Annotated in this window: 21 protein-coding genes; 15 read left to right on the top strand and 6 right to left on the bottom strand. The window is 36.4% G+C overall.

Annotated elements, in window-relative coordinates; translation table 11 throughout:
- Window positions 1-57: 57 nt before the first annotated feature.
- A complete protein-coding gene (gene gdhA / locus ACS8MM_RS14140) occupies window positions 58-1,401 on the bottom strand; it encodes an NADP-specific glutamate dehydrogenase (protein ID WP_379718050.1) in 1,344 nt (447 codons plus the stop codon).
- Window positions 1,402-1,605: 204 nt separating this feature from the next.
- Between gdhA and ACS8MM_RS14135 the strand changes: the two genes are divergently transcribed.
- Window positions 1,606-2,415: a THC0290_0291 family protein gene (locus ACS8MM_RS14135; protein ID WP_379718048.1), complete on the top strand. Its 810-nt coding sequence runs from the start codon at window positions 1,606-1,608 to the stop codon at window positions 2,413-2,415.
- A 55-nt stretch (window positions 2,416-2,470) separates the two neighbouring features.
- Here the strand turns inward: ACS8MM_RS14135 and ACS8MM_RS14130 are convergent, their stop codons facing one another.
- Window positions 2,471-3,619 (bottom strand): cystathionine gamma-synthase, encoded by a 1,149-nt coding sequence (locus tag ACS8MM_RS14130; protein WP_379718046.1) that lies wholly within the window; start codon window positions 3,617-3,619, stop codon window positions 2,471-2,473.
- Between the two features lie 109 nt (window positions 3,620-3,728).
- Here ACS8MM_RS14130 and ACS8MM_RS14125 point away from each other — a divergent pair, with 109 nt between their 5' ends.
- The 5 genes from ACS8MM_RS14125 (at window position 3,729) to ACS8MM_RS14105 (ending at window position 7,755) form a co-directional block, all read left to right on the top strand.
- Window positions 3,729-4,433, top strand: coding sequence for a response regulator transcription factor (locus ACS8MM_RS14125; RefSeq protein ID WP_379718044.1), 705 nt, complete (start codon window positions 3,729-3,731; stop codon window positions 4,431-4,433).
- A 29-nt stretch (window positions 4,434-4,462) separates the two neighbouring features.
- Window positions 4,463-5,821, top strand: coding sequence for a HAMP domain-containing sensor histidine kinase (locus ACS8MM_RS14120; protein WP_379718042.1), 1,359 nt, complete (start codon window positions 4,463-4,465; stop codon window positions 5,819-5,821).
- 156 nt (window positions 5,822-5,977) lie between these two features.
- Window positions 5,978-6,475, top strand: coding sequence for a hypothetical protein (locus tag ACS8MM_RS14115; RefSeq protein ID WP_379718040.1), 498 nt, complete (start codon window positions 5,978-5,980; stop codon window positions 6,473-6,475).
- Window positions 6,476-6,493: 18 nt separating this feature from the next.
- Window positions 6,494-6,955, top strand: coding sequence for a hypothetical protein (locus ACS8MM_RS14110; RefSeq protein ID WP_379718038.1), 462 nt, complete (start codon window positions 6,494-6,496; stop codon window positions 6,953-6,955).
- Between the two features lie 2 nt (window positions 6,956-6,957).
- Window positions 6,958-7,755: a YoaK family protein gene (locus ACS8MM_RS14105; protein WP_379718036.1), complete on the top strand. Its 798-nt coding sequence runs from the start codon at window positions 6,958-6,960 to the stop codon at window positions 7,753-7,755.
- Window positions 7,756-7,812: 57 nt separating this feature from the next.
- Here the strand turns inward: ACS8MM_RS14105 and ACS8MM_RS14100 are convergent, their stop codons facing one another.
- Complete coding sequence (locus ACS8MM_RS14100) at window positions 7,813-8,268, bottom strand: DinB family protein (protein ID WP_379718034.1); 456 nt, start codon at window positions 8,266-8,268, stop codon at window positions 7,813-7,815.
- An 11-nt stretch (window positions 8,269-8,279) separates the two neighbouring features.
- Entirely contained in the window at window positions 8,280-8,717 is a 438-nt protein-coding gene (locus ACS8MM_RS14095; protein ID WP_379718032.1) for an acyl-CoA thioesterase, read from the bottom strand.
- Window positions 8,718-8,803: 86 nt separating this feature from the next.
- On the opposite strand from ACS8MM_RS14095, the gene ACS8MM_RS14090 reads away from it, so the two are divergent.
- The 6 genes from ACS8MM_RS14090 (at window position 8,804) to nadD (ending at window position 13,473) form a co-directional block, all read left to right on the top strand.
- Window positions 8,804-9,604: a DUF3298 domain-containing protein gene (locus ACS8MM_RS14090; RefSeq protein WP_379718030.1), complete on the top strand. Its 801-nt coding sequence runs from the start codon at window positions 8,804-8,806 to the stop codon at window positions 9,602-9,604.
- Window positions 9,604-9,960, top strand: a complete 357-nt coding sequence (locus tag ACS8MM_RS14085; RefSeq protein WP_379718028.1) for an arsenate reductase family protein — start codon at window positions 9,604-9,606, stop codon at window positions 9,958-9,960. Before ACS8MM_RS14090 ends, ACS8MM_RS14085 begins: the two co-directional genes overlap by 1 nt.
- Window positions 9,953-10,843, top strand: a complete 891-nt coding sequence (locus tag ACS8MM_RS14080) for a DMT family transporter (protein ID WP_379718026.1) — start codon at window positions 9,953-9,955, stop codon at window positions 10,841-10,843. Before ACS8MM_RS14085 ends, ACS8MM_RS14080 begins: the two co-directional genes overlap by 8 nt.
- 518 nt (window positions 10,844-11,361) lie before the next feature.
- Window positions 11,362-12,222: a YicC/YloC family endoribonuclease gene (locus ACS8MM_RS14075; RefSeq protein ID WP_379718024.1), complete on the top strand. Its 861-nt coding sequence runs from the start codon at window positions 11,362-11,364 to the stop codon at window positions 12,220-12,222.
- 83 nt (window positions 12,223-12,305) lie between these two features.
- Entirely contained in the window at window positions 12,306-12,881 is a 576-nt protein-coding gene (gene gmk / locus ACS8MM_RS14070; protein ID WP_379718022.1) for a guanylate kinase, read from the top strand.
- A 10-nt stretch (window positions 12,882-12,891) separates the two neighbouring features.
- Entirely contained in the window at window positions 12,892-13,473 is a 582-nt protein-coding gene (gene nadD, locus ACS8MM_RS14065; RefSeq protein WP_379718020.1) for a nicotinate (nicotinamide) nucleotide adenylyltransferase, read from the top strand.
- 60 nt (window positions 13,474-13,533) lie between these two features.
- On the opposite strand, the gene ACS8MM_RS14060 is transcribed toward nadD, so the two are convergent.
- Window positions 13,534-14,925 (bottom strand): hypothetical protein, encoded by a 1,392-nt coding sequence (locus ACS8MM_RS14060; protein WP_379718018.1) that lies wholly within the window; start codon window positions 14,923-14,925, stop codon window positions 13,534-13,536.
- A gap of 236 nt (window positions 14,926-15,161) precedes the next feature.
- Between ACS8MM_RS14060 and ACS8MM_RS14055 the strand changes: the two genes are divergently transcribed.
- Window positions 15,162-16,331 carry an iron-containing alcohol dehydrogenase gene (locus tag ACS8MM_RS14055; RefSeq protein ID WP_379718016.1) on the top strand — a complete coding sequence of 390 codons (1,170 nt, stop codon included), beginning with the start codon at window positions 15,162-15,164 and terminating at the stop codon, window positions 16,329-16,331.
- Window positions 16,332-16,573: 242 nt separating this feature from the next.
- Here ACS8MM_RS14055 and ACS8MM_RS14050 read toward each other — a convergent pair whose 3' ends face one another.
- Window positions 16,574-17,473, bottom strand: a complete 900-nt coding sequence (locus ACS8MM_RS14050; RefSeq protein ID WP_379718014.1) for a nicotinic acid mononucleotide adenyltransferase — start codon at window positions 17,471-17,473, stop codon at window positions 16,574-16,576.
- A gap of 202 nt (window positions 17,474-17,675) precedes the next feature.
- Between ACS8MM_RS14050 and ACS8MM_RS14045 the strand changes: the two genes are divergently transcribed.
- Together ACS8MM_RS14045 and ACS8MM_RS14040 are read left to right on the top strand one after the other, a co-directional pair.
- A complete protein-coding gene (locus ACS8MM_RS14045; protein ID WP_379718012.1) occupies window positions 17,676-18,671 on the top strand; it encodes an NAD(P)H-dependent glycerol-3-phosphate dehydrogenase in 996 nt (331 codons plus the stop codon).
- An 8-nt stretch (window positions 18,672-18,679) separates the two neighbouring features.
- The gene (locus tag ACS8MM_RS14040) at window positions 18,680-20,137 is read left to right on the top strand and encodes a tetratricopeptide repeat protein (protein WP_379718010.1); all 1,458 of its coding nucleotides are present in this window, start codon (window positions 18,680-18,682) and stop codon (window positions 20,135-20,137) included.

Below are 20,137 nucleotides of genomic sequence, written 5' to 3'. Positions count from 1 at the left end.
CTGAAAACAAAAAGTCCTGCAAATGCAGGACTTTTATTGATATATAGCTTGTAGAAATTACACAACTCCTTGCGCTAACATAGCATCGGCAACTTTAACGAAACCAGCAATATTTGCACCTTTTACATAATCCACATACCCATTACCGTCAGAACCGTAATTCACACATGCTTGGTGAATGTTGTTCATAATTACTTTCAAACGATCATCAACTTCTTCAGAAGACCAGCTTAAACGTAATGAGTTTTGTGACATTTCAAGACCAGATGTAGCAACACCTCCAGCATTTGAAGCTTTACCAGGAGCAAACAAAATTTTAGCATTTTGGAATACTATAACTGCTTCTGGAGTCGATGGCATGTTAGCTCCTTCAGCAACACAGATACATCCGTTTGCTACAAGCGCTTTAGCATCATCTTCGTTCAATTCATTTTGAGTAGCACATGGCAATGCGATATCACATTTCACTTCCCATGGACGTTTTCCTTCAACAAATTTAGCGTTTGGATATTTTTTTAAGTAATCAGAGATACGACCATAGTTTACGTTTTTGATTTCCATAACGTACGCTAATTTTTCTTCATCGATACCTTCTGCATCATAGATATAACCTGATGAGTCAGATAATGTAACTACTTTTCCTCCTAATTGTCTTGCTTTTTCAGCAGCATATTGTGCCACGTTTCCAGATCCAGAAACTACAACTGTTTTCCCATCGAAGCTTTCTCCTTTAGTTTTCAACATGTTGTATGCAAAATATACATCACCGTAACCAGTTGCTTCAGGACGGATTAATGAACCTCCGAAAGTGATTCCTTTACCAGTTAAAACTCCTGTAAACTCGTTACGTAATTTTTTATATTGACCGAACATATAACCTACTTCTCTTCCACCTACACCGATATCACCAGCAGGAACGTCAGTATCAGCACCAATATGACGTGCTAATTCTGTCATGAAAGCCTGGCAAAAACGCATGATTTCAGTATCTGATTTACCTTTAGGGTCGAAGTTTGAACCTCCTTTACCACCACCCATTGGCAATGTCGTTAATGAATTTTTGAATACTTGCTCAAAAGCTAAGAATTTCAAAATACTTAAATTTACTGAAGGGTGAAAACGCAAACCTCCTTTATAAGGACCAATTGCTGAGTTCATTTGAATTCTATACCCTTTATTAACTTGTGTTTGACCTTTATCATCAATCCAAGCCACACGGAACATCATTACTCTTTCTGGTTCAACCATACGCTCAAGTAACATTTTACCTTGGTATTTCGGATTGTTTTCGATGAAAGGAATTACTGTTTCGGCAACTTCTCTTACAGCTTGTAAGAATTCTGGCTCATTAGGATTGTTTTTTGCTACAGCCTCTACAAAAGCATCAATACTATGTGACATAATAATTTTAATTTTTACGTTAATGAAAACGTTTTCGTTTAGTGGAGCAAATATACATTTTCTAAAAATAACACCAACGGTTTTAGGCTAATAAATCACTTATCAAAAACTTAACCTTAGAATATTGCGGTTTTTTTACTGTTTTTTTTTTGATGTGATTGATGTTTTTATATATTTGTCCTATAATGACTTAAAAGTTGACCCATGTCTAAATTTTATAGCTTAATCGTTTTTCTAACTTTAGGAACAATCAGCTCGCTTCAGGCGCAGTTTGGCTTTTCTCATGAAGTGGGAGTAATTACTGGTCCTGTTGCCTTTCAATCCGACTACGGTGAGAGACATGACTTCGACACCAATGCAGGGAATACTGGCTTAGGAGTTGGTTTAGTTCATTATTTGAATTTTTCATATAGAGCCGATTGTAACTGTTACACCCCTGAAACCTATTTTAATGACCACTTTAAATTACGAAGTGAAATTTCATACAACAAAACCAAATTAAATCATTTTGGCCGTTGGGTTGACCCGGATAAAACATCAGTTGGAGCAGAACAATTAAGAGCAATGTCAGGAAGTACAGCTGTTACAAACATTGGTATGCAATTGGAATATTACCCGTTAAGCATTCGTGACTTCACCTCACAAACTGGAAGTTTTGGCCCATTTGTAAGTTTGGGAGCACAATTCAGTTTTTACAAACCAGAAGTAGGCACAACATATGGTGACGGTCAATTATTAAACCAAGCCAACATCTTCCCTAAATACTGGACACCTTCAGACGGTGAGGCACACGGTTTTACCAACGAAAGAGGAAGCACATGGTCTGTTGTATCGAGTGTGGGTAGCCGTTATAAACTAACACCTTTATCGGATTTAATTTTAGATTTACGTTTTCAATACTACTTTTCAAACTGGGTTGACGGTTTAAATCCAAACGAAGATCTTTATCCTGAGAACAAAGCCAACGACTGGAATGTTTGGCTGAACTTCGGATACATTTATTACTTAAATTAATAGAAATACAAAAACATAAAAAAAACCCGAGTTCAAACTCGGGTTTTTTTGTTTATTATGCCAATGCTTGTTTCAAATCTTCAATCAAGTCATCCACATCTTCCACTCCTACACTCAAACGAACCAAATCATCAGTAATACCAATTTCTTTTCGTTTGTCTTCCGGAATAGAAGCATGCGTCATTAAAGCCGGGTGATTTGCCAATGACTCCACGCCACCTAACGATTCAGCCAAAGTAAATACTTTTACTTTCTCCAAGAAGCTAATTGCATCTTGCTTTTCACCTGATTTAAAAGTAAAAGTTACCATACCTCCAAAACCACCTTTCATTTGCTTTTTCGCAATTTCATGAAACGGATGATTTTCCAATCCAGGATAATATACTCTTTCCACTTTAGGATGATTCACCAAAAACTCAGCTACTTTAGCTCCATTTTCACAATGACGTTGTACACGCAAATGCAATGTTTTGATTCCTCTTAATACTAAGAAAGAATCCTGTGGCCCTAATGTTGCTCCGGTTGCAAATTGTTTAAAGTGTAATTCATCTCCCAAAGCCTTGTCTTTAATAACTAACGCACCAGCAATTACATCACTATGTCCTCCTAAATATTTGGTAGCCGAATGCATTACAATATCAGCTCCCAAATCCAATGGCTTTTGCAAATATGGTGTCGCAAAAGTATTGTCTACAGCGAATAAAATATTGTGTTTTTTAGTGATCTGTGCAATAGCGGCGATATCCGCTAATTTCATCAAAGGATTGGTTGGAGTTTCCACCCAAACTAACTTCGTATTTTCGTTAATTAACGCTTGAAATCCTTCCAAATCATTCATATCTACAAAGTGAAATTTAATCCCACTGTCTTTATACAAACGCGTAAACAAACGGTAAGTTCCTCCATACAAATCATCCATTGCAATGATTTCATCACCAGCTTTAAACAATCTAAGCAAACAATCTGTAGCTGCCAATCCCGAAGAAAAGGCTAGACCTCTTGCTCCATTTTCGATCGAAGCTAACGCATCTTCCAAAGCAGTACGAGTAGGATTTGCTGCACGACTGTATTCATATTCCGGATTTAATGGTTTCCCCGGACTCGTCTGCACAAAAGTAGAAGTCTGGTATACCGGTGGCATTACCGCCCCAGTACTTGGATCATGATGTTGTCCACCATGTATAACTTTCGTATTGAATTTCATAATTTATATATTTTTCACAAAGGTATTAACTTCGGAGTATTTTTTTTAACTTGCCTTCTCTTTTACAATAATTTTATGACCAACCCTTCCTGTTGAAGCACCATAATCCATGAAAAAAATACTTTTAGTTGAAGATGAGGCCCATGTTGTTTCTTTTATTAAAAAAGGACTTACAGAAGAAGGATTTGAAGTCAGTGTTGCATTCGATGGCAAAACCGGACTACAAATGGCACTGGACAATACTTTCGATTTGATTATTTTAGACATTATGTTACCGGAAATAAACGGATTGGAAGTTTGCAAATCCATACGTACCAAAAAACAGGCCGTACCGATACTGTTTTTAACCGCACTCGGAACCTCCGAAAATATTGTATTGGGATTAGAAAATGGAGCCGACGACTATTTGGTAAAACCATTTAAATTCATAGAGTTGGTTGCCCGAATTAAAACACTACTAAGACGTTCCTCCGGCCAAACCATTTCACAAAAAGAAGAAAGCCTCGCTCCAGAACACCTATACGTATTCAACGATTTAAAAATAAACGATTATACAAAAACGGTAACGCTGGAAGGAGAAGAAATATCATTGACCTCAACCGAGTACAAACTATTACTCCATTTGTTGAAAAACAAAAACAAAGTACTTTCAAGGATGGATATACTAGAAGCCGTTTGGGGAGTCGATTACGATTTAGGTACCAATGTTGTGGATGTATACATCAACTACCTCCGAAAAAAAGTTGACCTCAAAGCAGAAGACAAGATTATCCATACCGTAATAGGCATGGGATATGTTTTGCGTGAAAACTAAATCGTCTACAACCATCCAATAACTGATATATGAAAAAAAATTCGAGGGTTATTTTACTGTTCTTGATTCCTTTCCTGATCGTGATTTTCCTGTTCAGTATATTCATCTATGCCACTGTTTCCAATTATTCTGAAGATTATTTATTTCGATTACTTGAAGCTAGGGCGAAGAAAGTGGCCAAAGAAAAATTAGTACGAGGAACTGAATTTTCAGAGGAAGAAGATCTAGACAAACTCCCTCATGAAAGAGACTTTTTTATCCCGATAAACAACCAACTCAACATAGATGCCGAATCTCAAAAAGTAGGCATCAATAAACAGTTTTTTAAAGATGTAATTGAAGAAGGAGAAGCCCGCTTTGCTACTAATAAATACCTCTATAAAGGAATAAAATTTCAGTCCAATAAAGGAAATTTCATTGTCATAACAGTAGCCGAAAATTATTTCGAAATCAATCAGGCCGAAAACCTAATTAAAACCATGCTTTTTGCCATAAGCGCAGCTTTTCTACTATTATTATACATCGCCGTATATTACTCAAAAAACATCTTCAAACCTATTTCTGCCATAACGGAAAAAGTAAAAGAAATCAGTTCCGAAAACCTGCATTTACGATTGAGTGAAGACATCGCCAAAGATGAACTCTCTGAATTAACCGGCACATTCAATAATATGCTAGACCGGATTGAAACTTCCTTTGAAACCCAAAACAACTTCATTAGCAATGCTTCTCACGAATTACGAACTCCATTGACCGCCATAATAGGCGAAGCTGATGTTGTGCTAACAAAAACCCGATCTACGGAAGAATACGTTGAAGCCTTAAAAATTATTCTGCAAGAGGCCGAAAAATTAGACAATAAAACAAAGGCTTTGTTGTTCTTAGCACAAACCGGATTCAATGGAAAGGTACAGAAATTCGAAAAAATACGCATTGACCAATTGATCTGGGATGTAAAAGAAAATCTTGACACCTTAAATAGTAAGAATAAAATCCATCTTGACATGGAACTATTACCAGAAAATCCGTTAAAACTAAAAGTCAACGGAAACACTCAACTGCTACATCTGGCTTTCAGTAACATTATCAGCAATGGTTGCAAGTATTCTGATTATAATCATGTGACGATATCAATTGGTGCTTCGGATGATTACGTTTACATCATTATTAAAGACAAAGGAATTGGTATTCCGGAAAACGAAATCAAATACATTTACGACCCATTCTTTAGGGCATCTAATACCAAAAATTACGAAGGCTACGGCATCGGATTACCACTTACCCGAAACATCATCCGTATGCATAATGGAAAGATTCTTGTCACCTCAACTGAGAGCGAAGGCACAACTGTACAAATCACACTTCCATCACTTAAAACAGTGAACTAAAACTTCATTTATTACCGTTTTTAACATTTTTCTAAGTTTTTCTAATCTCATTTTAATCTCGAATATCCAATTCTAATAACATTCTAATCTCAGCTTAATAAAACTCTAATACCTCACTTCTAGTTTTGCTTTGTAAACAAAAAAATAGTACGAAGCATGAAAAAATCAATTGTAATACCGACCGACTTTACCGTCAATTCATTAAACACATTAAAAGCCGTTTTAAGCAACAACTCCGCAGGTACACCTTTAGATATTATCCTATTACACGGTTTGAATCTAAGTGACTCGATACGTGACTTATTGTTCTTCTCCAAAAGAAAGCACATCGATGCACTGACCAATTCCGAATTTGAAGAAGCTTTTGAAGTATTGTGTAACAAATTTGATTCCCAAATCAACTCAATCAAAATCGACTTATTCACCGGGTTCAACCAAATTGCATTCAACAGTTATCTTGACTCCAACAACGTTGAAAAGATCTATCTCTTTGATGGTAAACCAAAACTGGCCAAGAGCAATAGCTTTGACTTAACAAGATTTATTAAAAAATCGCCTGTGGAAGTCATTACAATTACCACTGACACAATTTCTCCGGTTACCGAAAAAGGAAAAATCAGCGAAGTATTCCTGAACCAGGTTTCCATAGGTTAACCTAAAAAAAACTAAAACATGAAAATCATCATACAATACATTAGTCTTCCCATACTGGTTTTGGTAATCCTTATAACAACAACAAGTATGTCGGGGAATCCGGAAAAAAAGATTGAAGGAGAATGGGAAGAAGCAAGCTGGGAATATGAAAAGGTCGACAAAAACGACACGGTGAATGCCGACTTTAAAAACGTTTCAGGTTATGTCAAGGAAATTGCCAGTCAGAACCTGATTATTCATAAAGCCGAAAAATGGATTTTCATGCCCGGAAAGGAATTAATTCTAAAAGGAAAAGAGGCCACAAAAAAACTAACCTGGTCCATAAAAGGCAGGGGAAATATACTCGAGTTGAAATACAACGACAACTCAGTTGAACATTATACGCTTTCAGAATTATCGGAAGACAAACTCGTGCTCAATTTTAATACAAACACAGATGTTCGTGGGATTGCCCGCTTAACATTTGAAAAAAAGAAATAAAGATGCTTAGAAAATACAGTAACAGCAGATCCCATTCAGACAATCTCAAACTCGGTTCCTTATCCGCATTTTCTGCCGGAATGATCAATATCGGTTCGCTACTGCTATTCTTTTCATTCTCATCAAACATTACTGGGCATTATGCTGTTCTTGCTTCAGAAATCGTGAAAGGAAATCTGTACCAGACTATTGTGGTATTCTCTTGGATTTTGTTATTCTTCCTGGGGAGTTTTACTTCCAACCTGGCTGTGATACACCTTAATCATAAGAACAGCTATATTGCCCATTCGATACCTTTACTATTGGAGATACTTTGCTTAATTGCAGTGAGTTTTTACGGAGACAATTTTTATGGGGAAACATTAGCCGAAACAGAAGTCCTTTTAGCCATCTTACTTTTTGCTATGGGATTACAGAACGGACTCACGGCAAGTATTTCAAACTTCTCCATCAAAACAACTCACTTAACCGGTACTACAACCGATTTAGGAATTTTGTTCTCAATGTTCACCAAAAAAGAATTTCGCAACAACAAGAACCTAAAGGAAAGAGCAAAACTGTTATCATCGATAACTTTATTTTATCTTATTGGTGCTGTTTTGGCTGGATTTACTTATGTGCATTTGGGATTCAAGATGTTTTATTTGGTAAGTCTGGTTCTGGTCGTAATTATAGTATATGATCTATACAAACTCCGATTGAAACTTTACTTTCATAAAAGAAAACTACTCAAACTAAACCTTTCCGTTACCGAACTCAAAGAAAATATCCTTCATCAGAAGGAAAAAAGAGTTGCTTAATTCGAGGAAAACTCCCCTAAGATTTTTGTGTTGTCTTTTGGGGAGTTTTGCTATTCTTTACAAGAATTTTTTGATTTGCATCATAATACCGGTATGCATCCCTTCATGGTAATTGTTAAATTCCATAGCATCTTTTGCACTGGTCACAGTATAACCTGTTGAAGTAGTGAACTCGGTATAGGTTTTGAAAATAGCATTCTCAAAATCTTTTTTCGATTGCTCTAAAGTGGCAAACAGTAATGACTTGATTTCATCCACTTCCTCTTGTGTCACATCCGATTCCGGTTTGGTTCCCTTCATGTATTTGGCCACCATTGCATCGGAAACCATCATTGGCAATCCTGACAAACGGTACACCAACATTTGTTGTACGACCACCATATGACCAATGTTCCATATTAGATTATTACTGAATCCTTCCGGAATCTTATTCAATTGTTCCAACGTATGATTTTCCAGAAATCTCAAAAGAACATTACGCGACAAAAGGTTAATTTTAAAAGTATATTCCATAGTTGGTATGTTTATAAAGCGATAAAATCTTCGGTTTTAGGAAATGCATTCATAACTTCCTGAACGATTTCGGGTGTCGGACTAGCCAACTTTCGCAACTTGGTATCCATCCAAGCACCATCCACACTAATTACCGCACACAATTCATCTCTTTGGTTCTTCAACTCATGCACAATAGTCCAACGAGATGCATCGGCTTTCATCTTTCCCATCTTCGTTGTGATGGTAATCGTGTCACTCAAATGAATTTCTCTTCTGAAAATGGCTTCTTCTCGGAACAAAACCGGTCCAAAAGATTGCTGTTGCATTAATTTCATAGTTAAACCATGTTGTTCCAACACTTCGATACGATGTTGTGCGCCAAAATCATAAAAAGCACTGTGGCGCATATGGAAATTCGGGTCAAGATCAGACCAGCGAATGGATATTTCTTTGGTAAAAGTTCCCATAAATTATTTTTTTCAAAAGTAACCCAAAACCTCCAACCGTACGTTTAAAAAGTTAATTTTGTAGTACATTTTAATACAATTTTAACGTGCGTAAATTACTTTATTATATTCTCATTGCGGGTATTTCCATCAGTTGTAAAAAAGATACTCCCATCTCTAATCCTCCAAAAACTACTACTGTAGTGGATGCTGTAAAATCAGACTTCGACACCTTGGATTATGAAATGAAAAAAATTGAAAAGCGTCTCGTAGAAGGTTCAGACACCACCGAAATTGAACTTAACGTTCCTACTTTTACAACAAAATCGGTAGTAACTGATAGTATTAATAAATTGATCCTGCAGGAAATGAGCAGTTTATTTTACTTTGATACGATCCAACGACCTAAAAATTTTGATGCCATTTGTGCTAATTTCATCAGTACTTATAATCAAGTACATCAGGAAGATCAAGAATTCACCTCACATTGGCAAGCATATAGTACTACCTCAATAGATTATCAATCTCCAAAATTACTCAACCTCGTATTCGATTATTGGGCTTATACCGGTGGAGCGCACGGCAACGGCGCTACCTATTCTTATTTTATTGATGCCAAAACAGGCAAACAAATCAAAAAGGAAAACTTATTTTCTGACTTAAAAGGCTTCACCAAATTAGCCGAACAGAAATTCAGAAAGCAGCAAAATGTTCCTAAAAATGTAAACATCAACGAAACGGGTTATTGGTTTGCAGATGAAAAATTTCATTTGCCTCAAAATATTTTCCTGACTAAAAAAGGAGTGAATTTACTTTACAATCAATACGAAGTAGCTTCCTATGCGGAAGGACCAATCGAAGTAGTAATTCCATACACAGAAGCCAATCAGTATTTAAAATTAAAATAATGAGAAAGATTTATTACTTAAAAACCTGCAGTACCTGCCAACGCATTTTAAAATCATTGCCGCAATTAGACACCTTTGAATTGCAGGACATCAAAACGGAACCAATGACGGTAAAGCAAGTAGATGAAATGCAACAAATGGCGGGCAGTTACGAAGTGCTTTTCAGTAAAAGAGCAACCCTTTACAAAGAAATGGGTTTGAAAGATGAAAAATTAACGGAAACCGACTTCAAGCGTTATATTCTGGAACACTATACGTTCTTATCTCGTCCGGTAATTATTGCCGATGGAAAGATTTTTGTAGGCAATAGTGCCAAAACCGTTGGCGCAGCCATTGACTTTCTAAACAATGAATAAAAGAGAATGGGCATTAATTGCCGCAACTTTGGTTTCGATTATATACGGCGTAACGTTTACTATCGCCAAAGATGTGATGCCAAAATACATCGACCCCTTCGGTTTTATTTTTCTGCGTGTAGGCGGATCGATGTTGCTATTTTGGATTGCTACCTTATTTGTAAAAACTGAAAAAATTGACAAAGCCGATTTCCCTCGAATCATTGCAGCCTCTTTTTTCGGAATTGCCTTCAATATGCTGACTTTTTTCAAAGGATTGAGCTATACTTCACCCATCATGGGAGCCGTTTTAATGGTAACCACTCCGATGATTGTACTCGTGCTTTCGGCTTTTATTATGAAAGAACGTATGGAAAACCGAAAAATCATCGGTATTCTTCTTGGGCTTGCCGGAACCGTTACCTTAATCCTGTATGGAAAATCGATGGTGAATGCGCCTAACGCATCTCTAGGAAACTTCCTCGTTTTTGTGAATGCTGTTTCTTATGGTTTTTACCTTATCATCGTTAAAAAATTGATGGACAAATACAATGCTTTTTCGTTTGTGAAATGGATTTATTTCTTCGGCTTTCTAATGGTTATTCCTTTTGGATGGAATGAATTCCAGGCTGTAGATTGGAGTATCGTTCCTCCTTCTGCTTTTATGAAAATAGGTTTTGTAGTTATTTTTTCCACCTTTTTGACCTACTTGCTGAATTTACTTTCAATGAAAGAACTCAAACCCACTACCGTTGCTGTATTTATTTATCTGCAACCACTGTTCGCTTCTATTTTCGCTATCGGATTACAAAAAGACGAATTGAGTTGGGTAAAAGCTGGATCGGCGGTTTTGATTTTTATCGGAGTGTATCTGGTAACACAGAAGAAGACTTCCAGTCCCTAGTGATTAGTCCTTAGTCCATAGTGGTTGGTGATTACTAGAAAATAATTAATCATTGGCAAAAAGTGATTATCAGGCAGTTTTCGTTACTTAATAACGTGAAATACAAACTAAATATGGTGAACTAGTTTCTTTGTAACGTGAACTATAAACTAAATGTGGTGAACTAGTTTCTTTGTAACGTGAACTATGAACTAAAAGTGGTGAACTAGTTTCTTTGTAACGTGAACTATAAACTAAATGTGGTGAACTAGTTTCTTTGTAAAGTGAACTATAAACTAAAAGTGGTGAACTAGTTTCTTTGTAAAGTGAACTATAAACTAAATGCGGTGAACTAGTTTCTTTGTAACGTGAACTATAAACTAAATATGGTGAACTAGTTTCTTTGTAACTAGTTCACATTTTACAAGTAACATCAACCCCTAACTTATCAACCCTGCTTACTACTAATTACTAAGGACTAAAGTCTAGGTACTAACTACTAATAACTTTTCTTATCTTTACCCTCTTATTTTACGACTATGATACAATCGATGACCGGCTTTGGAAAAGCTTCATTACAATTGCCCACCAAAAAAATCACTGTAGAACTCAAATCGCTTAACAGCAAAGGAATGGACTTGAATGTCCGAATGCCTTCGGTATACCGTGAAATGGAATTGGGTTTGCGCAATCAGATTGCTCAACAATTGGAACGAGGTAAAGTTGATTTTTCATTGTATATAGAAGTTACAGGAGAAGAAACGTCGACAAAAGTAAATGCGCCCATCGTAAAAGCGTACATTGCTCAAATGCGTGACATCTTACCCGATGCAGACAATACTGAATTGATGAAGATGGCGGTAAGAATGCCTGATGCATTAAAAACAGAACGTGATGAAATCGATGAAAACGAATGGAAACAGATACAAGGTGTGATCAATGAGGCTTTAGCCAACATCAATCAGTTTCGTGTGGATGAAGGAATGTCATTGGAGAAAGAATTCCAATTGCGCATTGCTAATATTCGTTCGTATATGGAGCAAGCGTTGGAATTAGATCCGGAGCGTGTTCAAAATATCAAAAACAAATTACAGACGGCTATTGATGAATTGAAAGTGAATGTAGACGAAAACCGTTTTGAGCAGGAATTGATTTACTATTTGGAGAAATTAGACATTACCGAAGAGAAAGTGCGATTGACGAATCATTTGGATTATTTCATCGAAACGATCAAAGGAAACGAAGCTAATGGTCGTAAATTAGGATTCATCACTCAGGAAATGGGCCGTGAAATTAACACCATGGGCTCTAAATCGAATCATGCCGGTATGCAAAAACTAGTGGTAATGATGAAAGACGAGTTAGAAAAAATCAAAGAACAGGTATTGAACGTATTGTAATTAACCATAGCCTTATTGAAGGCATACTAAACAACACAAATTAAGCGTAAAGTCTATTGCAACTTGCCTAAAGTTAAAATACAATGAACAAAGGAGGAAAATTAATCGTATTCTCGGCACCTTCAGGATCGGGAAAAACTACAATAGTAAGACATTTATTAGGAATTGAAGAATTGAATCTTGAATTTTCAATTTCGGCAGCAACTCGCGAACCAAGAGGCGAAGAAGTTAGCGGAAAAGATTACTACTTTATGTCAATTCACGATTTCAAACAGCATATCAAAGCCGAAGATTTTGTTGAATGGGAAGAAGTATACCGCGACAACTTTTATGGCACTTTAAAAAGCGAAGTAGAACGCATTTGGGCTTTGGGCAAAAATGTCATTTTCGACATTGATGTAGCCGGAGGATTACGTATTAAGCATAAATTCCCGGAACAAACTTTGGCTGTATTCGTAAAACCGCCAAGTGTTGATGAATTGAAACGTCGATTGAAAGAACGTTCTACCGAAAGTGAAGACAAAATCAACATGCGAATTGCCAAAGCACACGTAGAATTGGCTACTGCACCACAGTTTGACACCGTAATTAAAAACTACGATTTAGAGGTGGCCAAACAAGAGGCGTACGAATTAGTAAAAAAGTTTGTGACCCAATAGTATACTGCAAATGAAGGTAGGTTTATATTTCGGAACCTTTAATCCCATTCATATTGGGCATTTGATTATAGCCAATCATATGGCTGAACATTCGGATTTGGATCAGATCTGGATGGTGGTCACACCACACAATCCGCACAAGCAGAAAAACACGTTGCTGGATGATTACCACCGTTTGCATATGGTACACCTCGCAACTGAAAACTATCCAAAAATCAAACCCACCGATATAGAGTTCAAGTTACCTCAACCGAATTATACTGTGAACACATTGGCGCATTTACAGGAAAAATATCCTGATTATGAATTTTCATTAATCATGGGAGAAGACAATCTGAACTCATTACATAAATGGAAGAACTATGAGGTGATTTTACAAAATCATGCCATTTATGTATACCCGAGATTAAACTCAGGAGAAATTAATAGTGAGTTTGTAAACAATCCAAAGATTCACCGTGTAGGCGCTCCGGTAATTGAATTGTCATCCACTTTCATCAGGGAAAACATCAAAAACAAAAAGAACGTCATTCCGATGTTACCTAGCAAAGTCTGGGAGTATATTGACCATAATTTATTTTATAAAAAATAAAAAGGCTTAACCTTTCAAGTTAAACCCACAAATTAAGTATCAGAAACAGGTATTGACCAACTAATCTCCGCCGCCACAACCACCACAGCCGCCGCCGCAACTCGAACCGCAGCTACTACCACAACTTGAACCACAACTTCCCCAAGAAGAACTGTTGGAATTCATTCTCGTTTGTATTGGCTCTACCAAAGGAAGGAAATCGTCACAATAAAACGCCGTACCGATAATCAGATACTTCCATTCCCAAGATTGCTTTAAATCAATTCGTTCTTCGCTTTTTATTTTTGTGTTGTACAAATTAGGAATCGCTTTGGCAAAAAGTTCGGTGTAGGCTTTCTTCAAAAAATAATAGCCTGCAATAAGATAGCCTCCAATTTCTACAACCAAAAACGCTACGGGTTTCTCCCTTTCAATACCCAATTGCAATCGGATGAGAAAAAGATAAAGCATTGGAAGAAAAAACAATATCACTACAGTGAACAGGCTAACAAAATAGGAACTGTTAACAATAGTTGCTCTCAGGTTCTTCATGGCTTGTTGTGGTAACAAAAACAATTCTTTGACCCGCAACTGATGAAACAATGTGATATAATTTACAGGTTCCTTATCGTTGAAGACATTACCGACAGCCACTTCATCTTTGGTAGTAAAAACTGCATTCAGATCCAATTTTACGCCCCAATTGCCTTCCGTTCTTAAAACACGCTTCTTAATCATATTATCCACACTTGCGTGAACGTATCGGTTATTATTGCCGGTTTGAAGACAAATAACTTCGGCGGCATTCAGATTTTGGATATGTACATTTTCACGGTACAATTTCTTTGCACTGTCTTCAGCCACAACTGTGATTTGAAAGTACAAGAAAGAAAACATACAAAAGGTTACGATAATTGTATACAATACGAAATACGGATTTTCAATAGTGACAATATAAGGTTTCAGCAAAAAATACAGTGGAAGATACAGAAGAACACTTATACCTGCTATTTTGATTATCCTTCTACGCATAGTAACATTACCTGTTGTTAATTGTGTTTCCTCAAGATAGTGATTATCCCAAAAATAGGGGGTTTGTTTTCCGAAGTACGTTTCGTATAAAGCGCTGGTGTATTCTTTTGCAGTTGTAAAAACCGAATGGTTTTGAGGATTGTGTGTGGAAGGAATGTGTTCAATCTTTTTCCCTAATAGCTGGCAAAGTTTCTCGTAGGATTTACTAAAAATCAAATGTTGGTGCCAAACAATATCTACTATTTCGGATGGTGAAACCATTTGTTTGGAGACTGAAGCTAAAAACATAAACTTCTTATACTCTTCGATGGCTTGTTTAGTGACGAAGTCCGTCCATTTATTTTCAAACGCCAATCGTGTTTCAAAACCATACTCTTCGATGGTTTCATCAAAGGAAAACCTAGTAATGGTTTCCCATAATGCTCTTTCTTTTTCTGTCATACAATTTCATTATTATCTTTTTACATTTAGAAATCTGAGCTCTATTTCTAGGTCAAAGTTGGTGACTCTTTATGAAGTAACAGTTATGCTAATGTTAGCTTTTTGTGAAGAATTATCCTTGCCAAATAAAAGACTGAATTTCAAATTGTCGCATTTAAATATTCATCTCTTAACATTCTTTTACCATCTGTTTCGCGTTAAGTTCATTAATTTTATACCTCATTAAAAAAAATGTTATGACAAACTTCGAATTATACAATCCTACCAATTATGTTTTTGGTAAAGGACAAATTGCAAAACTGCCCGATTTAATAACAAAAGATTCAAAAATACTACTCGCTTATGGTGGCGGAAGTATTTTCAAAAACGGTGTTTACGACCAAGTTAAAACCGCATTATCTGGATATGACATCGTGGAATTTGGCGGAATCGAACCCAATCCACGTTATGAAACCCTAATGAAAGCGGTTGAAATTATTCGCGAGCAAAACATTGGGTTCATTCTGGCTGTTGGAGGCGGAAGTGTAATTGACGGTGTGAAATTCATTTCAGCTGCAGTAAAATTTAAAGGCGAACCAAAAGAAATATTACACAAGCGTTTATTAATCAAAGAACTTTCGGAAGTAATTCCTTTCGGAACAGTACTGACTTTACCTGCTACCGGAAGCGAAATGAATTCAGGCGCTGTAATAACCATTAACGAATCGCAGGAAAAATTAGCCTTCGGCGGAAGTGCCTTGTTTCCAAAATTCTCAATTTGTGATCCAACAGTAATTGCCTCTTTACCCAAAAGACAAATTCAAAATGGTATAGTAGACGCTTACACGCACGTTTTGGAACAATACTTAACTTATCCACATGACGCCTTATTACAAGACAGAATCGCGGAAAGTATTTTACAAACTCTTGTTGAAATTGGTCCATCTGTAGTCGACAATCCAACCGATTATAAATTGGCTTCTAATTTTATGTGGAGTGCCACTATGGCTTTGAACGGCTTAATTCAAAAAGGAGTACCATCTGATTGGGCGACACATATGATTGGCCATGAATTAACAGCCTTGTTTGAAATTGATCATGCAAGAACATTAGCCATCATTGGTCCAAACTTGTATCGTGTCATGTTTGAGACCAAAAAAGAAAAATTGGCCCAATATGGTGAAAGAGTTTTTGGTATTACTGGAAACAGTATCGAAGAAAAAGCCGAGGCAGCGATTGAAAAAACAGTGGAATTTTTACACGCCATGGGAATGCAAACTCGCTTATCGGAAAACACTACTGAAAACTATGCTGAAACCGCTGATTTTATCGTAAAACGATTTGAAGAAAGAGGTTGGAAAGCGTTAGGTGAAAAACAAAACATTACACCAGAGAAGGTACGTGCAATAGTGGAACTAAGTTATTAACGTAGTAAATCCCAAATTACAATACTGTACATGGATTATGGTAGTTAAGATGAGCCCGCGTTAGGGATGGAAGCAAGCTACCGCGTAGCGCGAACAGCCCTCCCCGGAGGGTCAAGAGGCAAAGCCGACTGCCCGAAGGGAAACGCCCAAAAAACATATAAAATTCAGAAGGCGCTCTGGGAATAAATCCCTAGAGCGCCTTCTTACTAAACACCAAAAACAAAACGTAACTTAACTTAAATTTATTTCGATTTACTAACTAACTCTTTTGTTGCGTTTCTTTTAACTTCTGCAGGCGATTGTTTCATGTACTGAATAAACCCTCTTCCTACAAATTCATATGTCGTTCCACTGGCATTGTGATACAACCTTATTCGGCTGTCGTTAATAACGGTAAGCGTAAACGATTCATTGCCCCAAAAATCATAATCTAATGTTAAATTTTTACTGTATAGGCTCGAAGTGCTTGAAATACCGTAGTATCCTGTAAAATCCCAGTAGATATTATTTACCGATGTACCCGGTGCATCTTGCGATGATTTGAACGTATCGCTGCTTCCACCCGCTACAAATTTGATAAAATGTTCGTTGTCAAATTCGTTCAAAGCACCTACTCTACTAGTATATACTTTTTCCCAAGCTTTGTATTCTTGTAGGAAATAATGAATGTTATCATAGAACAAACGATCATAATCAAAACCACTTCTTTGGTAACCTGTCAAATAGTACGTTACATTTTGACTGCGGCTATACAATTTGATGCGATTGCTTGAAATTTGATACACTTCCAAGTCATACGTACCATAAATATCATGATACACACGTACAGCATTGGTATAATAATCGTAATAACCCACTCGGATACCAAATCCACTGCCCGTTGTTCCGATACCAGCCAAGTTATTGTTAGCATACAAACTTCCATTTAAAAAGGAAACTGTAAAAGCTCTCGATAAGAACGGCACATCTCCACTTCCGGTAGTCGCATCGTAATCCACATACCATAAATCATAGCCTTCCATTAATTCCGGTAACGGTATGCCGTTGTCCACATATCCATCTTCAACAAATACTTCGGCAGTACAAGAGGTAAACAAGAGTGGCGACACCAAGGCTATCAAAAATAATTTTATCGCTTTCATAATTGTAGTTTTTATAGTTTCAGTACTACCTATTCAATATGCGTGCCAAAAATTTCTTACCTTTGACTTTCCTTACAATTTTTAGGAGCTTTTTCCCGCTATTCACTGTATCTTTTCACTTGTTATCGGTGCTTTATACCTCATAGACAATAATTTAACAAGTAAAAAGGATGCCGTTACTATCGGGGCTAAAAATTCAACTATGAGTGAAAAACCGAAATTTGCTGTAATTGGTGGCGGTAGCTGGGCAACAGCCATCGTGAAAATGTTAACTATGAATGTGGACCAAGTCAATTGGTACATGAGAAGTGTGTATGCTTTAGAGCATTTGAAATTACACCGTCACAACCCGAATTATTTGAGTTCGGTTGAGTTTGACATTAAAAAATTAAACCTCACCAACGATATCAATGAGGCCGTAAAAGATGCGGATTATGTTATTTTTGCCATACCGTCGGCATTTTTAAATAACGAACTTCAAAATCTAACCGAAGATTTACAAGGAAAGATTATTTTCTCTGCTATAAAAGGTATTGTACCAGAAACCAGTATGATTGTGGGCGAGCACTTCCACAAAAATTACAATATTGCCTACGAAAACATTGGAGTTATTACCGGACCTTGCCACGCAGAAGAAGTTGCCTTGGAGCGCTTATCTTACTTGACAATTGCTTGTGGTGATGCAGCAAAAGCGAAAGTGATGGCTAAAAATTTAGCCAGCTATTTTATCAAGACCAAAACTACGGATGATATTATCGGAACTGAATATGCAGCCGTTTTAAAAAATATTTATTCCATTGCAGCAGGAATTGCTCACGGTTTAGGTTATGGCGATAATTTTCAGGCCGTTTTGATGAGTAATGCCATCCGCGAAATGAAACGATTCATCAAGAAAGTCCACAAAATGAAACGCAACATCAACAATTCGGCGTATTTGGGTGACTTATTGGTAACGGGTTATTCTGTGTTTTCTAGAAACCGAATGTTTGGAAACATGATTGGAAAAGGGTATACCGTAAAATCGGCACAAATGGAAATGAGCATGGTCGCAGAAGGCTATTATGCGGCAAAGAGTGCCTGGAACCTCAACAAGGAATATGCTGCCAAAACACCTATTTTAGATGCAGTTTACGAAGTACTATACGAAGGGAAAGAAGCGAAACAATCGTTCAAAAAACTAACCGATAAATTGGATTAAATTCATAAATGAAAAAAACACTTTTCCTCCTATTTTGCACCGCAACATGCCTTGCTCAAGAAAGCTATACTCGCAAAAATTTCGATTATCCCAAGTTAAAAGTTTCTACCGAAAATTGTTCTGAAGCAACTAACAATCAATTAAATACTGCTTTTGAAGCAATCGAACAAAACAATAGCAGTAAAGCAGTTCAAATTTCAGAAAAACTTTTCAAAGCTTATGATTGTCCTGAAGCGCATGAAGCCTATGCTGTAAGTTTATTTAGAAGTGGTGAAGTTATCGAAGGAGTCGAATTGATAGAAGCTGCAATTGAGAAGTTTGGCAGCAATCCTCAATTAATTAAAAGAAAAAGTCTTCTTTTACTAGAACTGTTTGAAAACGGCACAGGTCAAAGAAACATTGACGGCAATGCGGTTTATAAAGCAAAAAATGAAAAACTCAATTATGATGAGGAAAAATTCAAAATAGAAAATTTAAACACTGCACTAAACGATCTGATTTATCTGACTGAAACTTTTGAAGACACTCAGGAAGAAATATACATCATTGGCAAAATCTACCAATCAAAAAATGAATTTGAAAAATCGAATGAACAATTTCTAAAAATAGTCGAAATTCCAGAGTTCAAATCGGAAGTAGTTTTCAATATTGCTGAAAACTATATTGGTTTAAAAAATTACACTTTGGCAGAAGAATACCTGCTAAAATTATTAGAATCATATCCAAATGAACCTCAACTTCTTTCCAAGTTTTCGGAATTATACCAATTAGCTGGTGAAACAAGTAAAAGTGAACTATTCAATAAAAAAAGGTATTTCCATCAATTAGTACCTTCATTTTGTGAAATGGAATTTTCCGAAAAAAACCTTGAAACTATTAGTTTTTTCAATGACCAAAGTAACGATTACAAATCAAAAATCAACAAGCTTAAAGAAATAGAAAAAAATGAGAGTCAAAATTTCACAATTGAAACTTGTATCGCAATATTAAACATCCATGCCAATCATGGCAATGGACTCGAAGATGATGCTGCAAAAATGCTAACTAAAATAGGAATACCTTCGCTAGACAAAGTCCATCAATTATTCAATGCAAGAGTCTCCACATGCACAATTACCAACCTAGCTGAAATAATGGCAAGTCTAAAAGATGAAAGCTCTTGGCAAGTAATGGCAGATTATATTCCTCAAATTGCAAACATGCCCTCAACTTTAATTCCACCGAATGTACCGGAATATCTCATTAAATTTAACGAAGAAAGAGGATTGCGAGAAATTTTAAAAATCGTAAAACCAATGGTAACTAAGGACACGCAAAATGATGCAATGACTCAGTTAAGTTTTATGAATGAATATATTTACTTCAGTCCTTTAGAAAAAATCAGCTTCAAAAAAATCGAAGCAATCTGTAAAGATTTAGGTTACGACAAAAATGAATTAAATGAATTAAAAAAGACTCTTAAATAA

This window comes from Flavobacterium sp. MAHUQ-57 (assembly GCF_051908335.1).
Classification (GTDB): Bacteria; Bacteroidota; Bacteroidia; order Flavobacteriales; family Flavobacteriaceae; genus Flavobacterium.
The sequence above is the reverse complement of the archived record's forward strand: the minus strand, read 5'-3'. Positions and strand labels throughout refer to the sequence as shown.